The organism is Amycolatopsis sp. NPDC114505 (assembly GCF_055633615.1).
The window spans coordinates 2538534-2560879 of record NZ_JBVKDV010000001.1; the positions used below are offsets into that span (position 1 = coordinate 2538534).

Here is a 22346-nt window from a genome sequence, read left to right on the forward strand (position 1 = left end):
GTGCCGACTACTTCGGCGAGCTTACTGACGTGGCAAGCCCGGTCCGGGTTGCCCGATCCTGCGCGGGTTACGACTTCGGTAGGGCAGCACCGGAATACGGGACGTTCCGGCCCCGGATGTCACTCGCCGGCGACCGCCCGGGACCGGGCCGAGCCCGCGCGCCGGATCCCGAACGGCTGCATCCGGCTCTCCGCGCGGCGCACGTCCCAGACCGCGCCCATCCCCGTGTACGCCGTCAGTGCCACCCGGAACGCCGTCCGCGCGTCGTCGAGGCGGCCCGTCTCCGCCAGCAGGATCGCCGCGTCCTCGGTCGCCTTCGCCCGCTTCAGCAACCGGCCCGCCATCCGGTAGTGCGTGACCGCCGTCAGCACCGGTTCCGGATCCCCGGTGACCAGCCCGCGGCAGTGCGCGGCCGCCGCCGCGTGCGCGGGCGGGACGTCGCCCTCGGGGGTCAGCAGGCGCACTGCCTGGTGGGCGAGGTCGGACTCGCCGAGCGACAGGCTGAGCCGGACCAGGTCGGGCAGCCACTGGTGGCGGGCCGCGGGCGGGTAGTGCTCCTCCAGCAGCGGCAGCAACGCGGCCAGCGCCGCCTCGGGCCGGCCGTCCTGCTCGGCCAGGAGGGCGCGGGCCCCGAGCAGGAAGTCGCCGCCGTCGGGCTCGAGCCCCGGGGGCCACTGCTGCCGGCCCGCGGCGTCGAGGTGCGTCCCGGCCACGACCGGCTGGCCGCGGTGCCCGGCGATCAGCGCGCCGACGCCGTGCACCAGCAACGCCGAACCCGGGCTGCGCAGGACGTACGACGCCGTTTCCGCGCCGTCGCGGATCACCGCGTCCAGCTCGGCCAGCGCCTGGGACCACCGGCCCAGCCAGTAGTAGTGCACCGCGCCGGCCAGGTGCATCTCGCCCGGCACCGCGCGCGTCGCGGCGATCCGCCGGGCGGCTTCCAGCGGCTCGGCGGCGTTCTCGAGGCTGTCGAGGGTCGGCACGGACAGCGCCGCGTCGTCCAGCGGGTGCAGCCCGGCCGGCGCCAGTGCCGTCTCGTCGCCGAGCCGCTCCAGCGTGGCCAGCAGGGACTCGTGGCGCCCGCGCCACATCTCCGGGACGTCGGCGTCGTCGAGCGTCCGCTTCAGCTCGGCCGTCGCCTCGGCGAAGTCGCCGCGGCGGTAGTAGACGTACGCGAGGATCCAGCGCATCTCGGCGGCGCGCCTGCTGTCGGACGTCCGCGCGACGACCGAGCGGGCCTCCGCCTCGGGCTCGCGGCCGAGCCAGAACAGCAGCCGGGCGAGCGTCGCGGTCAGCGTCTCCCGCGCGTCCGGCGGCAGCGTGCCCTGCGTGACGGCGTGGCGCAGCAGGTCGACGGCGACGCGCGGGGTTTCGGTGGCGACCGCGCCGATGTTGTCCAGCAGCCACGTCGTCACCCACGGGTCGACCTGCGCGGGTGCGGCCGCGAGCTGCTGGGCGACGCGGTCGGCGGGGGCGCGCGCGGCGGCGAACGCCTCGGCCAGCTGCCGGTGCAGCGCCACCCGCATCGCCGCGGGCGTCTTTTCGTAGAGCACGCGGCGCAGCAGCGAGTGCCGGAACGCCAGCCGGTCACCCGATTCGACGAGCACGCCGCCGGTGATCGCCTCGTCGACCGCGCCGACCAGCGCCGTCGGCGGCCGCTCGGTCGCGACGGCGATGTCCGACAGCGAGAAGTCGCTGCCCAGCAGGGCGGCCCAGCGCAACGTGTCGCGGGTGCCGCTGGACAGGAAGCTCAGGTACAGCGTGATCCGCGACGCCAGCGGCGCCGGGATGGTCTGGAACGAGTTGCCGTCCAGGTGCGCGTGGACGCCGTCGAGCACGATCATCGACTGCGCCAGCAGCGTCTCGACGATTTCCCTGACGTAGCGCGGGTTTCCGGACCCGTAGGACACCAGCGCCCGCAGCCCCGGGCCGGGTGGCGCGCCCACCAGCTCGTGGGCCAGCTCGTGCGTCTCAGCTTCGGTCAGCGGCGGCAGCGTGACGACGGATGTGACATCGTTGTCGAGTTCGGCACGCAGCTCGTCGAGCGCGGCCGGTCGTGGCACCGGCCGGCTCGCGCCCACCAGCAGCAACGGCAGCTCCCGCGTCTCCCGGCTCAGGTACCGCCAGACGCGCAACGTGGTGTCGTCGGCCCAGTGCAGGTCGTCGACCACGAGCACCAGCGGCGCCTCCGCGCACAGCTCGCGGACCAGCCCCAGCAGGGCGTCCACCGGGTCTTCGCCCGACCGCTCGGCGAGCCGGGCGGCCAGGTTCGCGCGGCGCTCGTCGGTGGCCCGCGGGTGCACGCCCAGCGCGTCGAGCAGCGGCCGCAGGGCGAACCGCTGGTCCAGCGCGTCCGCCGCGGCGAAGGCGGGCCGGAAGTCCTGGGCCATGGCGAGCAGCTCGGCCAGCAGCGCCGTCCGGCCGCTGCCCGGTTCGCCTTCCAGCCAGAGCGAATGCCCGGTGCCCGAGCCGAGTTCGCCGACGGCTTCGCACAGCCGGGCCAGCTCGGCTTCCCGGCCGACGAAGACGTCGGCGCGGTCCGGCATCGACGTGACGGGCGAGCGCGGCACCCGCACGGTCGGCGGCGGTTTCGGCGCCGGCTTGTCCCGCAGCTCGTCGTGCAGCCGCCGCAGCGCGGGGCCCGGCTCGGTGCCCGACGACTCGACGAGCCTGTCCCGGACGTCGGCGTAGACCGCGATCGCCTCGGTCCGTCGGTCGGAGCGGGCCAGCGCGCGCATCAGGAGGCCGCGCAGCGTCTCGCGGAAGGGGTGTTCGCGGGTGAGCGCGGTCAGCTCGGCGATGAGCTCGGCGTGCCCGCCCGACTCCAGCACGATCTCGGCCCGGCGCTCGATCGTCGCCAGCCGCACCTCGGCCAGCCGCGCGCGCTGGGCGGCGGCGAACGGCCCGGGCAGGCCCGAGAGCGGGACGCCGTGCCAGAGGTCGAGTGCTTCGTCGAGGACTTCGCGCGCACCGCGCGGGTCACCGGCCGACTGCTTGCGCTGGGCCAGTTCCCGCAGCGTTTCGAACCGGTGGACGTCGATCGCGCCCGCGTCGAGGCGGAGTGAGTAGCCGGACCCGATCGACGCGAGCAGCTGCGGGCCCTCGCCCTTGGCGCGGCCGGGTTCGAGCGCGCGCCGCAGGCCGGAGACGTAGGTGTAGATGGAGCCCTGCGCGCTTTGCGGCGGCGCTTCGCCCCAGACGGCGTCGATCAGCTCCTCGCGCGAAACCGTGCGGTTCGGGTTCATCGCCAGCGCGGCGAGAACCGTCCGACGGTGTGCGGAACCGAGGTCGAGCTCCGTTTCGCCGTGCCACGCTTTGACCGGGCCCAGCAGCTGGAGTCTCGGTGCGGAGCCGTCCGCAGCCGACATCGGTCTCCCTTCGTGCGCTGACGAACCGTCACACGCCGGATGCCTGACGTGAGCATACGCGGCCACCGTGAACCGGCAGGCAAGGATGGCGGACATTCGGGCAACGGCGGACGGCCGGGGTTCCGCCGGGCCGTGGCGTGCGCGACGCTCGGTTCGCCGAGACCTCGAGGGAGCCCGAAAATGGCCACAGCCGAGCCGACGGAGGACATGAAGCGGGCCGCTGTCCGCTTCGCGTACGCCATCGAGGCGGCCGGCGCCCACCTGCGCGACGTCACCAGCGAGATGGCGCTGGCGCAGGCGTCGTGGCGCGGTGAGGCGTCGGTGCGGTTCGGCCAGGCGATGAGCGACTGGGAGCAGGAGTTCGACGTGATCCACTCGCGGCTGGTCCGGCTGTTCGAGCTGACCGGCGGCGGCGTCCCGCGGCAGCGGCGGTCATGACGCGCCGCGAGCTCGACTTCGGCTTCGCCGATCTGGTGCTGGACCGGATGGGGGAGATCACCGGCGAGCTGGGCGACCTGCTCGCCGAGCTGGAGTCCACTGTGGAGCCGGAGCTGTCCGGCTGGACCGCCGAGGCGCGGGAGGACTACCTGCGCGCGAAGCGCGACTGGGGCCGGGCGGCCGAGCGGATGCCGGCGTGCCTGGAGCGCGCGCGGGAGGCCGTCGGGGAGCTGGCCCGCGGCGGCCGGTGACGTCTTCACGCGCGTGAAGACGGAATAGGGAAGGCGTGAAGACCGGCCGGTCACACTGCTGCCATGAAGCCCGTCGAAGTGACCGTCCTCGCCTCGGACCCGATCACGCACGCCGGCGCGGTGACCCTGCTGGAGTCCCATCCTGACGTCCGGATCACCGACCTCGTGCCCGACGTGCTGCTGGTGATGGAGGAGCACGTCACGGAGGCGGTGCTGGGCGAGGTCCGCGCGGCGAAGGCGTCGCACGTCGTGCTGGTGGTCGAGCACTTCCGCGAGAGCGACCTGATGTCGGTGCTGGAGAGCGGCGTCGTGGCGATCCTGCCCCGCCGCGAGACGGGTGGCGCCGAGCTGGTGACGGCGGTGCTCGCCGCGGGCGACGGCACGGCGAACCTGCCGCCGCGGCTGCAGGGGGCGCTGCTTTCGCAGGTCCAGCGGATGCGCAAGGACGTCCTGGAGCCGAACGGGCTGACGCTGTCGGGGCTCGCCGCCCGCGAGTGCGACGTGCTGAGGCTGGTCGCCGAGGGCTTCGGGACCGAGGAGATCGCCGCGAAGCTGTGTTACTCGGAGCGGACGGTGAAGAACGTCCTCTACGGCCTGATGACGCGCTGCGGCCTCAACAACCGCGCCCACGCCGTCGCCTACGCCCTGCGCGCGGGCGCGATCTGAGCCGGTTCTTCCGGCGTTTCGTGGGCTAGGGTCGCGATCATGGTGTCGACGGCAGCAGAGATCGCGGCTTCGGTGCGAGCCGGGAACCTCGATCCGGTGCAGGTGACGAAGGAAGCGCTCGACCGGATCGCCGCGGCGGACGGCGTCGTCGGCGCGTTCCGCCGGGTGCGGGCGGAGGAGGCTCTCGCGGAGGCCGCTTCGGTTGCCGCGCGGCCCGATCTCGCGTCGTTGCCGCTGGCCGGGGTGCCCGTCGCGGTCAAGGACGTCACGGAGATCGAGGGCGAGTACGCGTCGCACGGTTCGCTGGCCGGGCCGTCGTCGCCCGCCGCGGAGGACGGCGTGATCGCGGCCCGGCTGCGGGCGGCCGGCGCGGTGCTCGTCGGGCTGACGCGGGTGCCGGAGCTGTGCGTCTGGCCGATGAGCGACACCCCGGACGGCATCGCCCGCAACCCCTGGGACCCGACGTACGCCTCGGGCGGCTCGTCCGGCGGCAGCGCGGCGGCGGTGGCGGCCGGGCTGGTCCCGCTGGCCCACGGCACGGACGGCATGGGCTCGGTCCGGCTGCCGGCGGCGATGTGCGGGCTGGTCGGGCTGAAGCCGGGCGCGGGCGTGCTGTCGGAGGGCGGCTGGTTCGGCATGTCGGTGCACGGCCCGCTGGCCACGACGGTCGCCGACGCGGCCCTGCTGGTGTCGGTGCTGGCGTCGGAGCCTTCGCTGGCTGAGGTGCCGACGCCGCCGGTTTCCCGGATCGGGACGTCGACGACGGTGCCGCTGCTGCGCACGCCGGTGCCCCGCGAGCTGGTCGCGGCGGTCTCACAGGCGGCGGAATTGCTGAGGTCGGCGGGGCATGCGGTGTCGCCGTCGGCACCGCGGTACCCGGCGACGATGGTCCTGGGCATGACGGCCCGCTGGTGCGCGGGCCCGGCCGAGCAGGCCACCGGGTTCGACTTCAGCCGTTTCCAGCGCCGGACACGCACGCACGTCCGGGTGGGCCGCGCGCTGTCCCGGGCGGGCCTGATCCGCTCGCGAACGCGTGACCGGTGGGTCTCGCGGGCCGCGGAGTACTTCGAGTCCCACGACGTGTTGATGACGCCGACGCTGTCGCACTGGCCGGTGAAGGCGGGGCGGTGGCACGAGCGGAGGTGGCTGGCGAACGTGCTGCCGTCGACGCGCCTGGCCGGGTTCACGGGCCAGTGGAACCTGGCGGGCTACCCGGCGATCACGGTCCCGGTGGGCCGGTCGGCGAGATCGGGACTGCCGACGTCGGTCCAGCTGGTGGCGAAGCCGGGCGGGGAGTCACTGCTGCTGGGCCTGGCGGCCCAGCTGGAGGCGGCGAACCCCTGGCCCAGGACGGCCCGCGGCTGACGTTGTCCACAACGACCGCACCCTGGGGACAACTCGGCTCCCGGACCCCGCGGACCGCCGGAACCGTCGGCGCCCGCCGGTAGCGTGGAAAACGGGGGCTGCTCAGCCCCGGAACGCGCTGAAGGCCGCCCCGAAGCACTCGAGGCGGCCTTCAGCGCAAAAGACTCAGGAACCCGGCTTGCTCGCCGTCGGCGACAGCGGCTTCACGCCGTTTCCGTTCCCGTTCGCCGGCTTGGTCGCCGGGCCGTTCTGCCTCGGGGCGTTGGCCGGCTTCGCCGCCTGAGCGGGCTTCGGCGCCGCGGCCTTCACCGCCGGCTTGGCCGAAGCCGGGATCGACGGCTGGACCACCGGCACCACCGGAGCCGACGGCGTGGTCGCGGACTCCGGAGAATCGCCGCCCACCAGCTTGGACGCCTGGGGGATCACCGCTTCCTCCGGCAGCGTCGCCAGCTGCGTCTCGCTGCGGTTGAGGATGTCCTCCGCCGCCGCCAGGCTCTTGCGGGCCTGCTCGCGGATCTCCGCCAGCCGCTCGACCTTGCGGTTCGCCGCCGTCGTGCGCTGGGCCGCCTGCGTGGTCGCCTCGTCGAGCCGGCGACGGGCCTCCGCCGTGGCCTCGTCGAGCCGCCGCTTCGCCTCGGCCGTCGCCTCCGCGAGCCGGCGCTCGGCCTGGTTCTTGCTCGCCGTGCGCTGGTCGGCGACGTGCTTCTCCAGCGCCGCCTTCTGGGCCGCCTGGGACGACTCGAACTCGCGCTCGAGCTTCCGCCGCTTCCGCTCCGCCTCGTTGTCCAGCAGCTCGCGCCGCTGGGCCGCCTCGACGGTCAGCCGCTGCACCTCCGCGCGCGTCTCGGAAAGCGCGTTCTCGTGCTCCGAGTGCAGCAGGTCGGCCTGCTTGTCCAGCTCCGTGACGAGCCGCGAGTACCGCTCACGCAGCTTCGTCGACGCCTCGGTCGAGCCCGCCCACGTCTTCTCCGCGGCGGCCTCGGCGCGCTTGATGATCTCGTCCGCGCGGGCCTGCGCGAGCGTGACCGTCCGCTGCATCCGCTCGTCGAGGTCCTCGAGCCGCTCCGGCGGCTTCTTCAGCTCCTCGATGCGCGCCTCCAGCGCCGCCATCTGCGATCGGGCCGACTCGGCCTCGCGGGTCGCGGCGGCGGCCTGCGAAGCCGCGGCGTCGCGCTCGCTCAGCACGCGGCGCAGCTGGGCCTCGACGTGGTCGAGGTACTGGCGCACTTCGTTGCGGTCGAAGCCGTGCCAGGCCTGCGTGTATTCACGACGAAGGGGGAGAAGGCCGTTGAGGGCGGTTGCGGCGGGGTCGCGCTCAGGAACCATGCGCCCGACCGTACCCGGGCACCGTCCGCTTACGCCCTTCGGCTTAACAAATCACCAACACGTGTCGCGCTCCCGGCGGTGCGTCGCCGGAATGGCCGCACCCCGGAAACGCTGCGTCACCAGTGGAATCCGCGGGACAGCCGGGCGAGAGCCATCGCCGCACGCGAGAGGTGTTTCTCGCCACGCCCGATCTTGAGCTCGCCCGAACCGCCCGCCGCGGTCGAATCCGGGAAGATCCGGAAACCCTGGTACGCGACGGCGTCGGTGAGGCCCGGCGTGAGCGTGTACGCCAGCCCGATCGCCTGCCCGGCGGGCGTGCCGATGTGCTTCGGACGCTCGAGGAGCGCCGTCATCACCATGTCCGCGGCCTGCTCCGGCGACTTCGTCGGGAACGCGTCGTAGATCTTCGTCGGGCGGATCATCGGCGTGCGCACGAGCGGCATGTGGATGGTGGTGAACGTGATCCCGTCGCCGTGCGTCTCGGTCGCCGCGATGCGCGAGAAGTAGTCCAGCGCCGCCTTCGACGCCGCGTACGCCGAGAAGCGCGGCGCGATGCCCTGGACGCCGATCGACGACACGTTGACGATGTGCCCGAACTTCCGCTCCGACATGTGCGGCAGCACCGCGAGGATCAGCCGGACCGCGCCGAAGTAGTTGATGGCCATCGCGCGCTCGTAGTCGTGCATCCGGTCGTACGAAAGCTTGATCGACCGGCGGATCGACCGGCCGGCGTTGTTGACCAGCATGTCGATCCGGCCGTGTTCGGCCAGCATCGCGTCGACGGCCTTGTGCACCGAGTCCTCGTCGGTGAGGTCGGCCGGGTACACCGACGCCGTGCCACCGGCGGCGACGATCTCGTCGCGGACCTCTTCCAGCTCGTGCTGGCGGCGTGCGACGAGCAGCGGGACGCCTCCTGCGGCGGCGACCTTGAGGGCCGTCGCCCGGCCGATGCCCGACGACGCGCCGGTGATGATCACGCGACGGCCGTCCAGCTCGCCGCGCGGCCCGTGCTTGCGCGCGCGGAACGGGTCGAGGTGCTCGCGCCAGTAGCGCCACAGCGTCGGCGCGTACTCCTCCAGCCGGGGGACCTCGACGTTGCCGGCCAGCGCCTTGCGCGTCTCGGCCGAGGAGAACACCGACGGGAACGCCATGGTCTCCAGCAGCACCGGCGGGATGCCGAAGCGCTCCATCACGGCGTCGCGCGCGATGGTGACGCCGGGGATGTGCTCGGTCAGCTTGACCAGCCCGACGATCCGCTTCGAGAGCCCCTCGCCGAGCTGCACGGTGATCGTCGGCGCGCCCGCGGCCTTCGCGAAGGCGTTGTAGACCGAGACGACCGGCTGCGGCTCGGGGTTGACGAGGTGGAAGGCGTGGCCGTCGAGCCCGGGCTTGACGACCAGCTCCAGCAGCGCCTTGGCGACGTAGTCGACCGGCACGATGTTGGTGTCTCCGAGGTCCGGGCCGACGAGCGGCAGGACGTCCGGCAGCCCGGCGAGCCGGTTGATCGCGGGGAAGAGGTAGTACGGGCCGTCGATCTTGTCCATCTCGCCGGTCTCGGAGTGCCCGACGACGACCGCGGGCCGGTACACCCGCCAGGGCACCTCGTCCTGCTCGCGGACGATCTTCTCGGCCTCGAACTTGGTCCGGTGGTACGGCGTGACCAGCCGCTGGCCCGCGTCGAACATCTCCTCGGTGAAGACGCCTTCGTGGTCGCCCGCGACGGCCACCGAGGACACGTGGTGCAGGCATCCGGCGCGCAGGTCCGCGGCGAGGGCGACGACGGCGCGCGTGCCGTCCACGTTGGCCTTGATGCTTTCGTCGTCGTCGGCGGTGAGGTCGTAGAGCGCGGCCAGGTGCACGACGTGGTCGACGCTGCCGCGCAGCTCGTCACGGTCCGCTTCGGACACACCGAGCAGCGGCTCGCCGAGGTCGCCGGTGACCAGCGTGACGCGGTCGGAGTGCGGCCACTGGTCGACGAGCGCGGCCAGCTTCGCCTTGCTCGACGCGCGGACCAGCAGCGCGACGCGGTCGTCGTCGGGGCGGGAGAGCAGGAGCCGGGTGAACTGGCGCCCGATCAGTCCGGTCGCCCCGGTCACCAAGAACGTCGCCATCGTCTTCACACCTCTCGCCCGCATCCCTGACCCTGGGCATTCTGCTGCATGCGGCCGTCAGTGACCACCTTGCCGGAACGTGAAGTTACTCACGAGTAACTTATTCGGGGTCCGCGATGACGACGCGGTTCTCCTCGTAGCCGTCCGAGCCGCCGACCCAGCGGCCCCCGCAGGTCACCAGCACGACGCGGTGCGGGCCGGACTGGCCGAACAGGTCGTCGGCGCGGGCGGGCAGGTCGTTCTTGTGCACCGTGACCAGCTGGGAGACCCGGTAGCGCCAGGTCTTGCCCACACTGTCCACAATGGTCACTTCCCCGCCGATCCGCGCGCTCCACAGCTCGGCGAAGGGACCGGTGGCGCCCCGCCAGTTCACGTGCCCGGCGAAGACGCTCGCCCCACCGGCGGCCTCGAGCCCGGCGCCCCACCAGGTGGCCTGGCCGAGGTCGTTCGGGACGGGCAGTTCACCCCCGGGGCCGAGGTCCTTGCGCACCAATGCGGCGGTACCGCCGGCCGGGAGTCGGACGGTGCCGGGCTGCTGAGGCGGCGGTGCCGGGGGAGGGACGGCCGCGGTCGGCGTCGGCGTCGGCGTTTGCGCGGCCGGAGCGGCGGACGGGGTGGTCGTCGGTGAGGGGGAGGTCGGAGCGGCCGCGGGCGCGGCGGCACCGGCGGCGGGGAGTGCCGTCCCGGCCACGACGGCCACCGGCGGCGAGGTGACGACGGTGGAGCCGAACTGCACCGCGAGAACCGTCGCGGCGCCGAGGGCGAAGCCGGCGATCAAGCGGCCGCGCTTGGGTTTTGGGCGGGCCCATTGGTCGGTGGGGTCGGTTGCGGCCCAGGCTGGGTTGGCCCAGCCGGGTGCCGGTCCGGCCGGGTTGCCCGCGGGGTCGCTTGCCGCCCAGGCGGGTTCGGCCCAGCCGGCCGCCGCTCCGCTCGGGTGGCCGCTTGCCGCCCAGTCCGAGCCTGCTCCTGCCCGGCCGGGCCCCGCTCCGCCCGTGCGGTCGCCCGGCGAGCCGGCGTCGGCCCACCCGCCACCCACCTGCCCGCCGGCCGGCTCATCTCCGCGGTGCCAGTCGTCGATGAACCAGCTTTCTTCCTGCCAGTCCCTGTTCGCCATTCCGGTTACCTGCGCGAAGCCCGCCGCGCGGCGAAGCCGACCAGGCCCGTGCCCAGCAGCACCAGCAGTCCCAGCCCGGCCAAGCCCGGCGCCGAATAGCTCGTCTCGACCACGCCCCTGGCCTGCGCGACCGGTGCGTCGCCGGCCGGGATCGCTCGGGGCACCTCGTTCGGCTTGTTCGCCACCGTCAACGCCAGCGTCTCGCCCGGCTGCACCGTGCCGCACGCCGATGGCGGGTTCGCCGGGTCGTACGCGTTCGTGTAGCCCGGGGGCGGGCCGGCCTCCACCACGCAGATCTCCTGCGGTGTGCGGAGGTTCTCGACCGTCACGCCGCCGGTCGTGCCGTCCGTGGTGACCACCGCGGGCTTGCCGTCGGCGCCCGTGAGCGGCTTTCCGTCCTGGCCGACCGCCGCCGACTTCTTGTCCGCACCCGTGACGCGCAGGACCGCGCCGCCGACGCCCTTGCCCGTGTTCGCGTCCGTCTTCGTCACCTTCACCTGGCCCGGCTTGGCGACCGCGACGACGCCCTGGGCCGTCAGCTCCTTCTCGCCGCCGGTAGAGACGACGCGCTGCTTCGTCGTGTCGACCGGCAGCCGGACGTAGGGCCGGTCGGCCGGCGCGGACAGCGAAGCCACCAGCTTCGGCTGGTCGCCGGTCGGGGTCACCCGCACCTTCACGGTTCCGTCGGCGTCCGTCTTCAGCGTGACGTCCTTCGCGGCGGCCTGCGGGCTCGCGTTCCCCGTGTCGGCCGCGCTCGTGCCGTCGCCGAGGGTCGCGTCGGTCGCCGTCAGCTTCACCTCGACGTCCGGAATGCCCTTGCCCTCGGCGTTCTTCAGGGAGGCGGTCCACTCGGCGGCTTCGCCGAGGTGCTGGTCGCCCTTCGGCGTGGTCACGGAAGCGGTCCACGGGCCGCGGTTCGCCTCGGCTTCGGCCTTCAGCCGCTCGACGGCGTCGGCCGCGGCCGGGTGATCGGCACGCATGACCTTCAGGTGCCCGGGCGCGTCGTAGGCGATCTTGTCCGCGGGCAGGTTCTTGTCGAGGTCGGCCGGGGTGCGGGGCGCCGCGGTCCACGAGTGCAGCAGGTGCGCGAGCGCGGTCGCTTCGTCCGGGTCCTTCGTGTCGCCGTAGCGCAGCAGCAGGTACGAAATGTTCGCCGCCTCGTCGGCCGGCAGCTTCGTGCCCCACTTCGTGAGCAGCTCGTCGCCGGGCTTGTACACCTCGTCGGTGTCCGGCGCCTTGAGCTTGAAGCTCACGCAGAACACCTGCTGCCCGCCGACGACGTACGACCCCAGCCAGACGGCGGCGGCGGGGTCGTCCTGCTGCCCGCCGATCCGGTAGCCGATGCCTTCTCGGCTCGCGGCGGCCGCGGTGGGCGCCCCGGCCACGGAGAGCAGGCCGAGCAGGATCACGGCGACCAGGCCGGTGAGCGCGCGAAGGCTCGCGCGCGGGCGTGTTGACCACCTCATGGTGTGTAGGCTCCTTCGTCGGACACGCGGCGACGACAACGGCGTCGCCGCAGGTCACACGATTGATCAACTCCCCGACGCGCGTACGGTGAAGATCCGGGCACGCCTGGTGAGCGTCGCTCGAACCGGGTTCGGCTGTCTACCGCCCTTCGGGTGGCGGTGCCCGAACGGTCGTGATCTCGATCGCATACCGTGTCTGCCGTGGCCACGGGCTTGCCGTCGAGTAAAGTCGCCTTTACTCGACGGGAACCGCACGTACCCGGCGGTCGTTGAACCCCATGCAGCGTCGATCCACGAAGCAGCAGATCCAGGAGGATCAGGTGCGTTCCAGTAGCAACCCGGCGTTCCGCAACCTGCCCCGCGGCGGAACCCAGACTCACGGGCAGTACGGGCCCCCGGTGGGCTTCAACCAGACCCAGGGCGGCGTGCCCGGGTACGGCCCCGGCCAGGTCACCTCCGGCGACGACGACCGGCCGATGACCGTCGACGACGTCGTCGTCAAGACCGGCATGAGCCTCGGCGTCGCGCTGCTCGTCGGGATCGTGACCGCCATCTGGGCCCAGAACCAGCTGGCCGAGACCGGCCGGCTCTCCGGCGCCCTGATCGGTGCGATGATCGGCGGGCTGATCGTCGGGCTCGTCATCTCGCTGGTGATCATCTTCAAGCAGAAGCCGAGCGGCCCGCTGACGCTGGTCTACTCGGCCGCCGAAGGGCTCTTCCTCGGCGCGCTGAGCGGCGTGTTCGAAGCGGTCTACCCGGGCATCGCGCTGCAGGCGATCATCGGCACCGTCGGTGTCTTCATCGGCATGCTGGTCGTCTACAAGACCGGCGCGGTCAAGGTGACGCCGAAGCTGACCAAGTGGATCGTCGGGGCCGTCGTCGGCGTCGCGATCCTGATGCTGTTCAACCTGATCAGCTCGTTCGCCTTCGGGTTCAACCCGCTGCGCGACGGCAGCCCGCTCGCGATCGCCTTCAGCATCCTCTGCATCGGCATCGCGGCGTTCAGCTTCCTGCTCGACTTCGACCAGGCCGACCGGATGATCCGCGAGGGCATGCCGTCGAAGTGGGCCTGGTACACCGCGTTCGGCCTGATGACGACGCTCGTCTGGCTGTACCTGGAGATCCTGCGGCTGCTGTCCTACCTCCGCGATTGACCCTGGCTCACCGTTCCGATAGGCGACGCAGTGAAGGCGCTCCGTAACCAACGGGGCGCCTTTTCTGTGGGTAATTCGTGCATATAGGGACCCCGATTGTGGCTGTGCTCACCCTGCGTGTTTGATGTCCGGGTCGGTTCTTCATTTCACATGTGTGAGGTTCACAGTGAGCGTTCCCCCTCCGGCCCCCGGGGGCCAGCAGCCGGTGGGTCAGCCCGATCCCTACGGGCCGCCTCCCGGCGGTCAGCCGCAGCAGTTCGGCCAGCAGGGCCAGTACGGCCAGCCCGGCACTCCGCCGCAGGGCCAGCCCGGCCAGTACGGCCCGCCGCCGGGCCAGTACCCGCCGCCCGGCTTCCCGCCCGGTCCGCCGGCCGTGCCGAAGAAGTCGAAGACCGGCACCATCGTCAAGTTCGCCGTCATCGGCGTTGTCGTGGTCGTCGCGATCGTCGTGGGGATCGTGTCGTTCAACAGCTCGCCGGCCAGCTCCAACGCCGGCGACTGCCTGTCGATCACCGAGTTCACCCGGGGCGGGGACGACCCGGCGAAGGCCGACTGCAACGACCCGAAGGCCAACGTCAAGATCGGCGTCAAGCTCGAAAGCGCCAGTGACGAGTGCCCGGGCGGCGCCGACGCAGGCTACGACACCTACTCGGTCAGCGGCCGCAGCTCGTACAAGCTGTGCCTGATGATCAACGCGAAGCAGGGCGACTGCCTGACGAACTTCTCGTCGCAGACCAAGGGCTACCAGAAGGTTCCCTGCACCGACCCGACGAAGGACGCCGAGCTCGTGAAGGTCGTCGCGGGCCAGGCGAGCGACAGCGTGTGCGAGGGCACGGACGCCACGCGCGTGGCGATCTACCCGCAGCCGGCGACGACGATGTGCGTCAAGACCAACTAGCACCACGCTGTCCGTCGAAGGCCTCCTCGCACGATCCGCGAGGAGGCCTTCGCCGCGTCTCCGGCGGGATCTGGGGCGTCACGAGCGCGTTCTCGTTGTGGGGCGCCAAGATCCTGCAGGTGTTCGGGCTGCACCCGGAGTCTTGGGAGTTCTGGCGGCAGAAGTCGAACGCGACGTCGCTTGCCGGCCCGATCTGGAAGGACAAGAACAGCCTCACCGACATCGGGATCATGATCGGCGCGGCGGTGGCCGCCGCGGCCGCGGGCGCGTGGAAGATCCACAGCTCGATCCCGTGGCGCACCGCGGTCGCCGCGGTCCTCGGGGGGATCATGATGGGCGTCGGCGCGCGCATGGCGGGCGGCTGCAACATCGGCGCGTACCTCGGCGGCATCTCGACCGGCAGCCTGCACGGCTGGCTGTGGGGCGTGTTCGCGCTCGGCGGCACGTGGGTCGGGCTGAAGCTGCGGCCGCTGTTCGGGCTGGCCAACCCGGTGCCCACCGACAGCATCTGCTGACGTTTTTGTCGGGGTCCCCCGGTACTCTCGCGGACGAATCCACGAACCTGGGGGACCTCTTCCTTATGACTACGCAAAGAACCGGCTCGGCGCCGAACGGTGACGCGCTCGACGCCGGTGTCCTGAAGGTGGCCTCCGTGGTCGTCCTGGGCGCCATCATGGCGATCCTCGACACCACGGTCGTCAACGTCGCGCTGCAGAAGCTGACGATCGAGTTCTCGACGTCGTTCGACGTCATCCAGTGGGTCGCCACGGGCTACCTGCTGGCGCTCGCCACCGTGATCCCGGTCACCGGCTGGGCGTCCGACCGCTTCGGCACCAAGCGGCTCTACATGATCGCGATCGTGCTGTTCCTGGCGGGCTCGATGCTCGCGGGGGCGGCCTGGAACATCGAAACACTGATCATCTTCCGCGTCCTGCAGGGCTTCGGCGGCGGCATGCTGATGCCGTGCGGCATGACGATCCTGACCCGCGCGGCCGGCCCGCAGCGGATCGGGCGCGTGATGGCGGTGCTGGGCGTGCCGATGCTGCTCGGCCCGATCGGCGGCCCGATCCTCGGCGGCTGGCTGGTCGACGCGGTGAGCTGGCGCTGGATCTTCTTCATCAACGTGCCGATCGGCGTCGTCACGCTGCTGCTGTCGTGGCGGCTGCTGCCGAAGGACGAGCCGGAAACGGCTTCCCGCTTCGACTTCGCGGGCATGCTGATGGTGTCGCCGGGGCTGGCGGCACTGATCTTCGGCGTCTCGAAGATCCCGTCCGCTGGCGGGTTCGGCGCCGTCGAGGTGTGGCTGCCGGTGCTGGCCGGGGTGGTCCTGCTGGTCGCGTTCGTGGTGCGGGCGCTGCGCGTGCCGAACCCGCTGGTGGACCTGCGGCTGTTCAAGAACCGGTCGTTCACGGTGGCGATGGTGACGATGTCGCTGTTCTTCGTCGCGTTCCTCGGCGGGATGATGCTGCTGCCGACGTACTTCCTGCTGGTGCGCGGCGAAACGACGCTGCACGCCGGGCTGCTGCTGGCCCCGCAGGGCTTCGGCGCGATGATCATGATGCCGATCACCGGCCGCCTGGCCGACAAGGTGGGCGCGCGCAAGATCGTGCTGCCGGGCATGGTGCTGCTCGTCGGCTCGATGGCGATGCTGACCCAGGTCACCGCGACCACGCCGTACTGGGTGCTGCTGTCGGCGCTGTTCGTGATGGGCCTCGGCATGGGCTGCACGATGATGCCGATCACGACGTCGGCGCTGCAGACGCTGCAGCCGAAGGACATGGCCCGAGCATCGACGGCGACGAACATCGTCCAGCAGACGGCGGGCGCGATCGGGTCGGCGGTGATGGCGACGATCCTGGCGGCCCTGCTGGCGGGCAAGTTCGGCGTCCCGACGGCCCAGGGCCAGCTGGCGGCGACGGCGGCGATCCTGAACCCCTCGACGCACACCGCGGCAACGGGCTTGGCGGCGGACGCGTTCTCGACGACGTTCGTCTGGTCGCTGGTCCTGGTGGTGCTGTGCGTGATCCCGGCGCTGTTCCTCCCGAAGTCCCGCCCGGCAGCCCCGGCGGTCTCGGAAGACGGCGACGAGATCACCCCGCCGGTGATGGTCCACTGAACGAGCTCACCCCGGGACGCTTCGACGTCCCGGGGTGAGCCGGATCAGCGGTTCTGCCGCTCAGTCGGTTTCGGTGCGTCATCGTCGTCGGAGTCATCGCCTCCTCGGGTCCGCCGCAGGACGACGCCCGCGACGATGATCAGGATGATCATCATCGCGATGAGGGCGGCGATCGCGTAGACGAAAGCGGCGGAGACTCCGGTGACCACACAGGCGAGGACCACGATCAGGGCCAGCGCGATGACACCGGTCGGGCCGTGGGCCACGACGGCCTCGAAGAGCGCGGGCCATCTCCGGTCGGGGGGTTTATCCTTCACGTTGTTCGATCCTTTCGTGGTTGAACGCTGGGTGCGCCGCCGTTCTGCTTTCGCCGGCCGGCGGCGGCGCACTCGAGATCTCGGTGGTGTGGGATCGGTTCGTGGGGCTACCTCCTCGTGCTGGTGGCTGCTAGCGGTGGCGGGGCCCTCGGATGGCGCGACCCAGATCTTCGAGCACCCGCAGGATGTCCGGGATTTCGTCGACGCCGCTGTTCAGGCCGAGGAGGATCGTGACCTGGAGCTGACGAGCCAGGTCCGTCAACGGGTGGTCTTCGTTCAGGTTGGTTCTGGCGTCGGCGAGGGCTCGCTCGGCCTCCGCTCGGCCCAGCTCGAGAGCACCCCGCTCGGCGTGGAGGCACGCCAGCATCAGACGGACGCCGATCGCCGGGGCGCCCGTCCGGCGGCTCGAGAACTTGTTCAGGTGCGAGAACGCCTCGCGGATGGCTCGCTCGGATTCGTCCCAGTCGCCGATCGTGGCGAAGATCGTGGCCAGCGTCTGCAATGCCGTGACGAGGCGGTCGGACTCCACCATGCGTGAAGGGATCCGATCCGACGCCAGGTCGAACAGGAGGATCTCCCGTGCCCGGATCAGATCGCCGCGGTCTGACGTCATCTTGAAGCGATCCAAGAGCGCCGAACCCAGCCAGACCCGCAAGTCGTGGCGATCCATCTCGCCGACGGGCTCGTCGGTGAGCGTGTCGAGCAGCGTTATGGCCTCGTCGAGGTCGCTGGTCTCGCCCCGCACGCGGAAGCGAGCCCGGAGTGCGCGCGCCAGGTTTCCCGCTGCCCGGTGTGCCATCGTGGTGTGCCCGGCGACGCGGTCCAAGACGGCCCGGTAGGCGGTGACCAGGAAGTCGGCCTCCTGGCCGGTCATCGAGCTGTCGACGTGGCTCTGGGCGGTCAGCTGCTCCATGTAGCGGGCGTAGGCCGAGCCTTCGATGGCGCGGATTCCGGGCTCGTCCCGGTCTCGCGCGGCGTGTAGGTACGACTCGGCCAGCTCCCGCAACGAATTCTCGCCGAGCTCCGGCTCGAGCGCGGTGATCAGCTCGACCGCACGCATCCGGGGAAGAGGAGCCGTCTTGTGGTCGTTCGCCAGGCGGCGGAGGCTGGTCATCAAGGAACTCCGGGCGGCGGAGCCGAGGTGGGCCGCGCTGTTGGTGACCGGTCGTTTCGCCTTCTCGGCGATATCGAAGACCGCGTCCACCTTGCCGGCGAGCTCCTGCTCGGGATCGGCGAGGCCGGCCTCCGAACTGCCGGCGGAGAACCGGCCATGCGCGGTCGAACGGGTGATGCCGAGGGAGCCCCCGATCTCTTCCCAGGAGGTGCCGTGGGCCCGCTCGACGGTCACAGTCAACTGGAGCAGCTCTTCGGCGAGCGTGACGAGCTGCTGGGCTTCGGCCACCGACGGAACCGTCCAGGACGGCGCTTCCCGGCGCAGCCGCTTGTCCGCTGCGGACGCCAGTTCGGAAAGGCCGCGCTCCGCTCCCGAGGAGAGCAGCGCGTGCAGGATCGAGTCGGAGCCCATACTTGTATGGTCCGCCCGAACATGACGTTCGTCAACTCGGACGCCGATGTTCGGTGTAACCAAACGTCGTGGCGTCGGTTCGTAGCCCGAGTTTAACCCCGTTCGGCCGCCGGAAGTGGGTTCGGCGCCGAGCCGAAACACGAGGGCCGCCACCCGGACTCCGGGTGGCGGCCCTCGTCGTCTCGAGCGATCAGGAGAGGCGTTCGATGATCAGCGCCATGCCCTGGCCGCCGCCCACGCACATCGTCTCCAGGCCGAACTGCTTGTCGTGGTGCTGCAGGGAGTTGATCAGCGTCGACGTGATGCGCGCGCCGGTCATGCCGAACGGGTGGCCGACCGCGATCGCGCCGCCGTTGACGTTCAGGCGGTCGAGGTCGATGCCCAGGTCGCGGTACGACGGGATGACCTGCGCCGCGAAGGCCTCGTTGATCTCGACCAGGTCGATGTCGCCGATCGACAGGCCCGCGCGGGACAGCGCCTGCTTGGACGCCTCCACCGGCCCGTAGCCCATGATCTCCGGCGAAAGCCCCGTCACGCCGGTCGACACGATCCGCGCCAGCGGCGTCAGGCCCAGCTCGCGGGCCTTCGTGTCGGACATGATGACCAGCGCCGCCGCGCCGTCGTTGAGCGCGCAGCAGTTGCCCGCCGTCACGCGGCCGTCCGGGCGGAACACCGGCTTGAGCCCCGAGACGCCTTCCACGGTGACGCCGGCGCGCGGGCCGTCGTCCTTCGAGACGACCGTGCCGTCCGCCAGCGTGACCGGGGTGATGTCCTTGGCCCAGAAGCCGTCCGCGATGGCTTTCTCGGCCAGGTTCTGCGAGCGGACGCCGAACTCGTCCATGTCCTCGCGCGTGACGCCCTTCAGCCGCGCCAGGTTCTCCGCGGTCTGGCCCATCGCGATGTAGACGTCGGGGATGGTGCCGTCGGTACGCGGGTCGGTCCAGCTGTCGGTGCCGGACTCGGCGGTCGCCGCGGTGCGCTTCTCGGCGTCGGCGAAGAGCGGGTTGTGCGTGTCCGGCCACGAGTCCGAGCTGCCCTTGGCGAACCGCGAGACGGTCTCGACGCCGGCCGAGATGAAGACGTCGCCCTCGCCTGCCTTGATCGCGTGGAACGCCATCCGGGTGGTCTGCAGGCTGGACGAGCAGTAGCGGGTGATGGTGCACCCGGGCAGGTGGTCGTACCCGAGCTCGACGGCGACCGCGCGGCCCATGTTGAACCCGGACTCGCCACCCGGCAGGCCGCAGCCCAGCATCAGGTCGTCGATGTCGGTGGGGTCGAGCTGCGGCACCTTGGCCAGTGCCGCCTGGATCATCTGCACGGTCAGGTCGTCGGGCCGCATGCTGACCAGCGACCCCTTCCCGGCGCGGCCGATCGGCGAGCGAGCGGTGGAGACGATGACGGCTTCAGGCATGACGTGACACATCCTCGTATCGCGAGCTAAGCGTGCTAAGCGGTTGCTCACCATAGTGCCGTGTACCGGCCCGAGGAGAAAGCCGAACCTGGTGTGACGTCTGCGAGCCGGATCGCGTAACGCCCACTCGTGCCGGCGCGACCGGCTGATGACGGGGGAAGCGACCGGAGGGATGTCCGCGATGAGGGTTTCGCCGCCCGGCAGCGGCGCCGGTCGCAGGGTGCCCCACGCCGGTGAGCTCTTCACCGACCGCGAGAGCGAGTCCAAGGCGTTCAAGACGTCCTTGGCGGAGTTCCGCCGGCACATCGAGCGTGACGACGAGGCCGGGGTCGCCCGCCGCAACGTCCTGGCTTACTACGGCTTGGGCGGCATAGGCAAGACGACCCTCTCCGAGCGGCTCGACGCCTGGGTGAGCCACGGTCTCCCGCTGGTCAACGGCTGGGGCCCACCGCCGCCGACGAAGGTCGACGCCACCGCCCGGATCGACCTGCACGGCTCGGCCGGGCAGCTCGACCTGACCGGTGCCCTCATCGCCCTCCGCGCCGGCGTGGGGAAGTTCCGGAAGCGCTGGCCCGTGTTCGACCTCGCCTTCACCGCCTACTGGTCGGCCGCGCACCCCGGTGAAGCCCTGCCCCGGTTCCCCGGGCGGGAGGACGTCGGTGCCGTCGTCGGCGAGACCGTCAGAGACGTCCTGAGCGACGTCGGCTCCCTGGCCGACCTGGCCGTGGGCGCCGGCGCGGGGCTCGCCGTGCGAGGCGTCCGGAAGCTGGTCGGCGTGCTCCGGCGACGGCGTGACCTGAGGCTCGCCGTCGACGCCTTCTCCGGTTTCGAGGACTTCCTCCTGCGGTGCGCGGACGAGCCCAGCGCCACGGACCCCCGGCCCGACCTCCTGTGCGAGATCGCCGCGACCCTTTCGTGGGAGATCGCCACCCTCGATCCCGTCCGGGTCCTCGTGGTGTTCGTCGACACGACCGAGCGGCTCAAGCTCGATCCCCGGCGGGTGGCCGAACGGCACCTGAACAGCCTGATCCACGGCATGCCGAACGTCCTGTTCGTCCTCACCGGCCGGGACGTGCTCGACTGGCACGACGAGACCAGGATCGAGCTGCCGCAGCGCGGGCCGTGGACCTGGCCCGGTCTCGTGCCGGGGGCCGCCGGCGAGCCGCGGCAGCACCTCGTCGGCAACCTGTCCCCTTCGGACACCCGGGCGCTGATCCGGCTGAGCCGTGACCAGCTCGCCCTGCCGATGAGCGACGAGGTCGTCGAAGAGCTGGTCACGGCGTCGCGGGGGCTGCCGCAGTACGTCGAGGTGGCCCGCCAGGTGGCCGTCTCCGTCAAGGACTCCGGGGAGGGCAGGCAGGTGCGGGCGTCGGACGTCACCGGCTCTCTCGGGTCCCTGGTTCTGCGCGTGCTCGACGACATCCCGGCCGACGAGCAGCGCGCCATCAGGGCGGCCTGCTTGTTCCGGGTCTTCGACACGGGCCTCGTGGCCGCGGCGGCGGGCGTCGACCACGGCTGCGCCGAGCGCGCCGTCCTCCGCCCGATGATCGACCGGCACGAGGGCGACCGGTTCCCGTACCGGATGCACGACGCGGTCCGCGAAGCCATCCGCCGCACCGACTTCCAGGTCTCGGGCGGCTGGTCCGACCGTGACTGGCGGCTCGCCGCCGCGCGTGCCGTGGCGGCGGCGCGTGAGCTCCACGACGAGGCCAAGCGTGGCGACGACGACCGGCTGATGTGGGCGCTCGGGATCGCCATCGGCGTCGTCTGCGACCAGGAAACCGACATCGAGCGGCCGGCCGGACGCTCGAACTACGAGGACTGGCTGTCGCGGGACATCGTGTTCAGCCCGTCGATCCAGGGGCTGCGGTCCCGGGTGCCCGGCGCCAGCCGGACGGAGTACGGACGGCACGTCCTCGACTTCATCGCCGGCAAGTCCATCGAGGTGCCGCTGGACGAGCGCCTGCTGCTCCTCCGGTCCGTCTTCGACTCGGATCACCCGCTCAGGCTGCCCGCCGGGCGGCACCTCGGCTACACCCTGAAGGTGCTGCGCCGCTGGGACGAGGCGCTCGCCGTGTTCGACGAGGTGGTCCGGCTCGCCCCCACCAGGGTGAACCGGCGCCAGCGCCCCCTGACCCTCAGCTTGGCGAGGCGCTTCGAGGACGCCCGGGAAGCCGGAGACGACGTCCCGGACCTGACCCGCCTCGCCGAGTACGCGCACGGCCGTCCCGAGCGGTACTTCGACGAGATCGGCGAGAAGATCGAGAAGCTGGAGACCGCCGGCCGCCGCCGGGAGGCCCTGGAAGACCGCGGCGACCACCTCGCGCGGCGGGTCTTCTTCCACCGTGACGTGGACGGCGGGGAGATCGCGGACCTCTTGGCCGAGGGTGAGCAGGTCGGGCACGTCCTGGCGATTCGCAACGCCCTGCTCGCGACGGTCCTGCACCACGAGTCGGACCCGACGACGATTTCGGTGGCGCTCGAACGGCTGGAGAACCTGGAGCGGGCTTCGGCGGCGGGCGGGACCATCGAGTTCCGCTACGCGATCGCGGAGTTCTGCGCCGCCGCGATCGCGGGCGACCGGGGCCGCCTCGAAGAGCTGCGGGCGAAGGTGGGCAAGATCGGTTTCCGGACGCGCTCCTGGATACCCGTGGAGTGCTTCTTCGCCTTGGTCGGCCTGCCGCTGCCCGAGACGCCGACGCAGTGGCTCGTGCGGCCCGAGAAGGTCAGCCGGCGGTGGACCGCTCACCTGGATGCCTACCTCGCCCGTCACGGGACGACGCGAGAAGGTCTCCGGCCGCACTGACCGTTCCGGGGGAT

Annotated in this window: 16 protein-coding genes and 1 pseudogene; 9 read left to right on the forward strand and 8 right to left on the reverse strand. The window is 71.7% G+C overall.

Annotation, left to right across the window (positions count from 1 at the left end):
* Positions 1–119: 119 nt before the first annotated feature.
* Entirely contained in the window at positions 120–3368 is a 3249-nt protein-coding gene (locus ACZ7OU_RS12700) for a BTAD domain-containing putative transcriptional regulator (RefSeq protein ID WP_470255138.1), read from the reverse strand.
* 180 nt (positions 3369–3548) lie between these two features.
* Here ACZ7OU_RS12700 and ACZ7OU_RS12705 point away from each other — a divergent pair, with 180 nt between their 5' ends.
* From ACZ7OU_RS12705 to ACZ7OU_RS12720, 4 genes are all read left to right on the forward strand, one after another.
* Positions 3549–3806 carry a WXG100 family type VII secretion target gene (locus tag ACZ7OU_RS12705; protein WP_470241803.1) on the forward strand — a complete coding sequence of 86 codons (258 nt, stop codon included), beginning with the start codon at positions 3549–3551 and terminating at the stop codon, positions 3804–3806.
* Positions 3803–4057 (forward strand): WXG100 family type VII secretion target, encoded by a 255-nt coding sequence (locus tag ACZ7OU_RS12710; protein ID WP_470241802.1) that lies wholly within the window; start codon positions 3803–3805, stop codon positions 4055–4057. Before ACZ7OU_RS12705 ends, ACZ7OU_RS12710 begins: the two co-directional genes overlap by 4 nt.
* Positions 4058–4120: 63 nt before the next feature.
* A complete protein-coding gene (locus ACZ7OU_RS12715; RefSeq protein ID WP_470241801.1) occupies positions 4121–4723 on the forward strand; it encodes a helix-turn-helix transcriptional regulator in 603 nt (200 codons plus the stop codon).
* 39 nt (positions 4724–4762) lie between these two features.
* On the forward strand, positions 4763–6088 hold the full coding sequence (locus ACZ7OU_RS12720) for an amidase (protein ID WP_470255139.1): 1326 nt from the start codon (positions 4763–4765) through the stop codon (positions 6086–6088).
* 165 nt (positions 6089–6253) lie between these two features.
* On the opposite strand, the gene ACZ7OU_RS12725 is transcribed toward ACZ7OU_RS12720, so the two are convergent.
* The 4 genes from ACZ7OU_RS12725 to ACZ7OU_RS12740 form a co-directional block, all read right to left on the reverse strand.
* Positions 6254–7414, reverse strand: a complete 1161-nt coding sequence (locus ACZ7OU_RS12725; protein ID WP_470255140.1) for a cell division protein DivIVA — start codon at positions 7412–7414, stop codon at positions 6254–6256.
* A 116-nt stretch (positions 7415–7530) separates the two neighbouring features.
* On the reverse strand, positions 7531–9525 hold the full coding sequence (locus tag ACZ7OU_RS12730) for an SDR family oxidoreductase (protein WP_470255141.1): 1995 nt from the start codon (positions 9523–9525) through the stop codon (positions 7531–7533).
* Between the two features lie 100 nt (positions 9526–9625).
* A complete protein-coding gene (locus ACZ7OU_RS12735; RefSeq protein ID WP_470255920.1) occupies positions 9626–10303 on the reverse strand; it encodes a class F sortase in 678 nt (225 codons plus the stop codon).
* A 341-nt stretch (positions 10304–10644) separates the two neighbouring features.
* On the reverse strand, positions 10645–12105 hold the full coding sequence (locus ACZ7OU_RS12740) for a collagen binding domain-containing protein (RefSeq protein ID WP_470255142.1): 1461 nt from the start codon (positions 12103–12105) through the stop codon (positions 10645–10647).
* Between the two features lie 320 nt (positions 12106–12425).
* On the opposite strand from ACZ7OU_RS12740, the gene ACZ7OU_RS12745 reads away from it, so the two are divergent.
* From ACZ7OU_RS12745 to ACZ7OU_RS12760, 4 genes and pseudogenes are all read left to right on the forward strand, one after another.
* Entirely contained in the window at positions 12426–13259 is an 834-nt protein-coding gene (locus tag ACZ7OU_RS12745) for a Bax inhibitor-1/YccA family protein (RefSeq protein WP_470255143.1), read from the forward strand.
* Between the two features lie 205 nt (positions 13260–13464).
* Complete coding sequence (locus ACZ7OU_RS12750) at positions 13465–14157, forward strand: LppU/SCO3897 family protein (RefSeq protein WP_470242419.1); 693 nt, start codon at positions 13465–13467, stop codon at positions 14155–14157.
* A 41-nt stretch (positions 14158–14198) separates the two neighbouring features.
* Positions 14199–14672 (forward strand): annotated as a pseudogene (locus ACZ7OU_RS12755) (YeeE/YedE thiosulfate transporter family protein); the annotation flags it as partial.
* Positions 14673–14737: 65 nt separating this feature from the next.
* A complete protein-coding gene (locus ACZ7OU_RS12760) occupies positions 14738–16273 on the forward strand; it encodes a DHA2 family efflux MFS transporter permease subunit (protein WP_470255144.1) in 1536 nt (511 codons plus the stop codon).
* A gap of 44 nt (positions 16274–16317) precedes the next feature.
* Here ACZ7OU_RS12760 and ACZ7OU_RS12765 read toward each other — a convergent pair whose 3' ends face one another.
* From ACZ7OU_RS12765 to ACZ7OU_RS12775, 3 genes are all read right to left on the reverse strand, one after another.
* Positions 16318–16590 (reverse strand): hypothetical protein, encoded by a 273-nt coding sequence (locus ACZ7OU_RS12765; RefSeq protein ID WP_470255145.1) that lies wholly within the window; start codon positions 16588–16590, stop codon positions 16318–16320.
* Positions 16591–16720: 130 nt separating this feature from the next.
* The gene (locus ACZ7OU_RS12770) at positions 16721–18268 is read right to left on the reverse strand and encodes a hypothetical protein (RefSeq protein WP_470255146.1); all 1548 of its coding nucleotides are present in this window, start codon (positions 18266–18268) and stop codon (positions 16721–16723) included.
* A gap of 37 nt (positions 18269–18305) precedes the next feature.
* Entirely contained in the window at positions 18306–19526 is a 1221-nt protein-coding gene (locus ACZ7OU_RS12775; RefSeq protein ID WP_470241791.1) for an acetyl-CoA C-acetyltransferase, read from the reverse strand.
* Positions 19527–19707: 181 nt separating this feature from the next.
* Here ACZ7OU_RS12775 and ACZ7OU_RS12780 point away from each other — a divergent pair, with 181 nt between their 5' ends.
* Positions 19708–22332, forward strand: coding sequence for a hypothetical protein (locus ACZ7OU_RS12780; protein WP_470255147.1), 2625 nt, complete (start codon positions 19708–19710; stop codon positions 22330–22332).
* Positions 22333–22346 lie beyond the last annotated feature (14 nt).

Coding starts and splice junctions, on each gene's coding strand:
- ACZ7OU_RS12700 (WP_470255138.1), bottom strand. CDS start 3,368: ATGTCGGCTGCGGACGGCTCCGCACCGAGACTCCAGCTGCTGGGCCCG.
- ACZ7OU_RS12705 (WP_470241803.1), top strand. CDS start 3,549: ATGGCCACAGCCGAGCCGACGGAGGACATGAAGCGGGCCGCTGTCCGC.
- ACZ7OU_RS12710 (WP_470241802.1), top strand. CDS start 3,803: ATGACGCGCCGCGAGCTCGACTTCGGCTTCGCCGATCTGGTGCTGGAC.
- ACZ7OU_RS12715 (WP_470241801.1), top strand. CDS start 4,121: ATGAAGCCCGTCGAAGTGACCGTCCTCGCCTCGGACCCGATCACGCAC.
- ACZ7OU_RS12720 (WP_470255139.1), top strand. CDS start 4,763: ATGGTGTCGACGGCAGCAGAGATCGCGGCTTCGGTGCGAGCCGGGAAC.
- ACZ7OU_RS12725 (WP_470255140.1), bottom strand. CDS start 7,414: ATGGTTCCTGAGCGCGACCCCGCCGCAACCGCCCTCAACGGCCTTCTC.
- ACZ7OU_RS12730 (WP_470255141.1), bottom strand. CDS start 9,525: ATGGCGACGTTCTTGGTGACCGGGGCGACCGGACTGATCGGGCGCCAG.
- ACZ7OU_RS12740 (WP_470255142.1), bottom strand. CDS start 12,105: ATGAGGTGGTCAACACGCCCGCGCGCGAGCCTTCGCGCGCTCACCGGC.
- ACZ7OU_RS12760 (WP_470255144.1), top strand. CDS start 14,738: ATGACTACGCAAAGAACCGGCTCGGCGCCGAACGGTGACGCGCTCGAC.
- ACZ7OU_RS12775 (WP_470241791.1), bottom strand. CDS start 19,526: ATGCCTGAAGCCGTCATCGTCTCCACCGCTCGCTCGCCGATCGGCCGC.
- ACZ7OU_RS12780 (WP_470255147.1), top strand. CDS start 19,708: ATGAGGGTTTCGCCGCCCGGCAGCGGCGCCGGTCGCAGGGTGCCCCAC.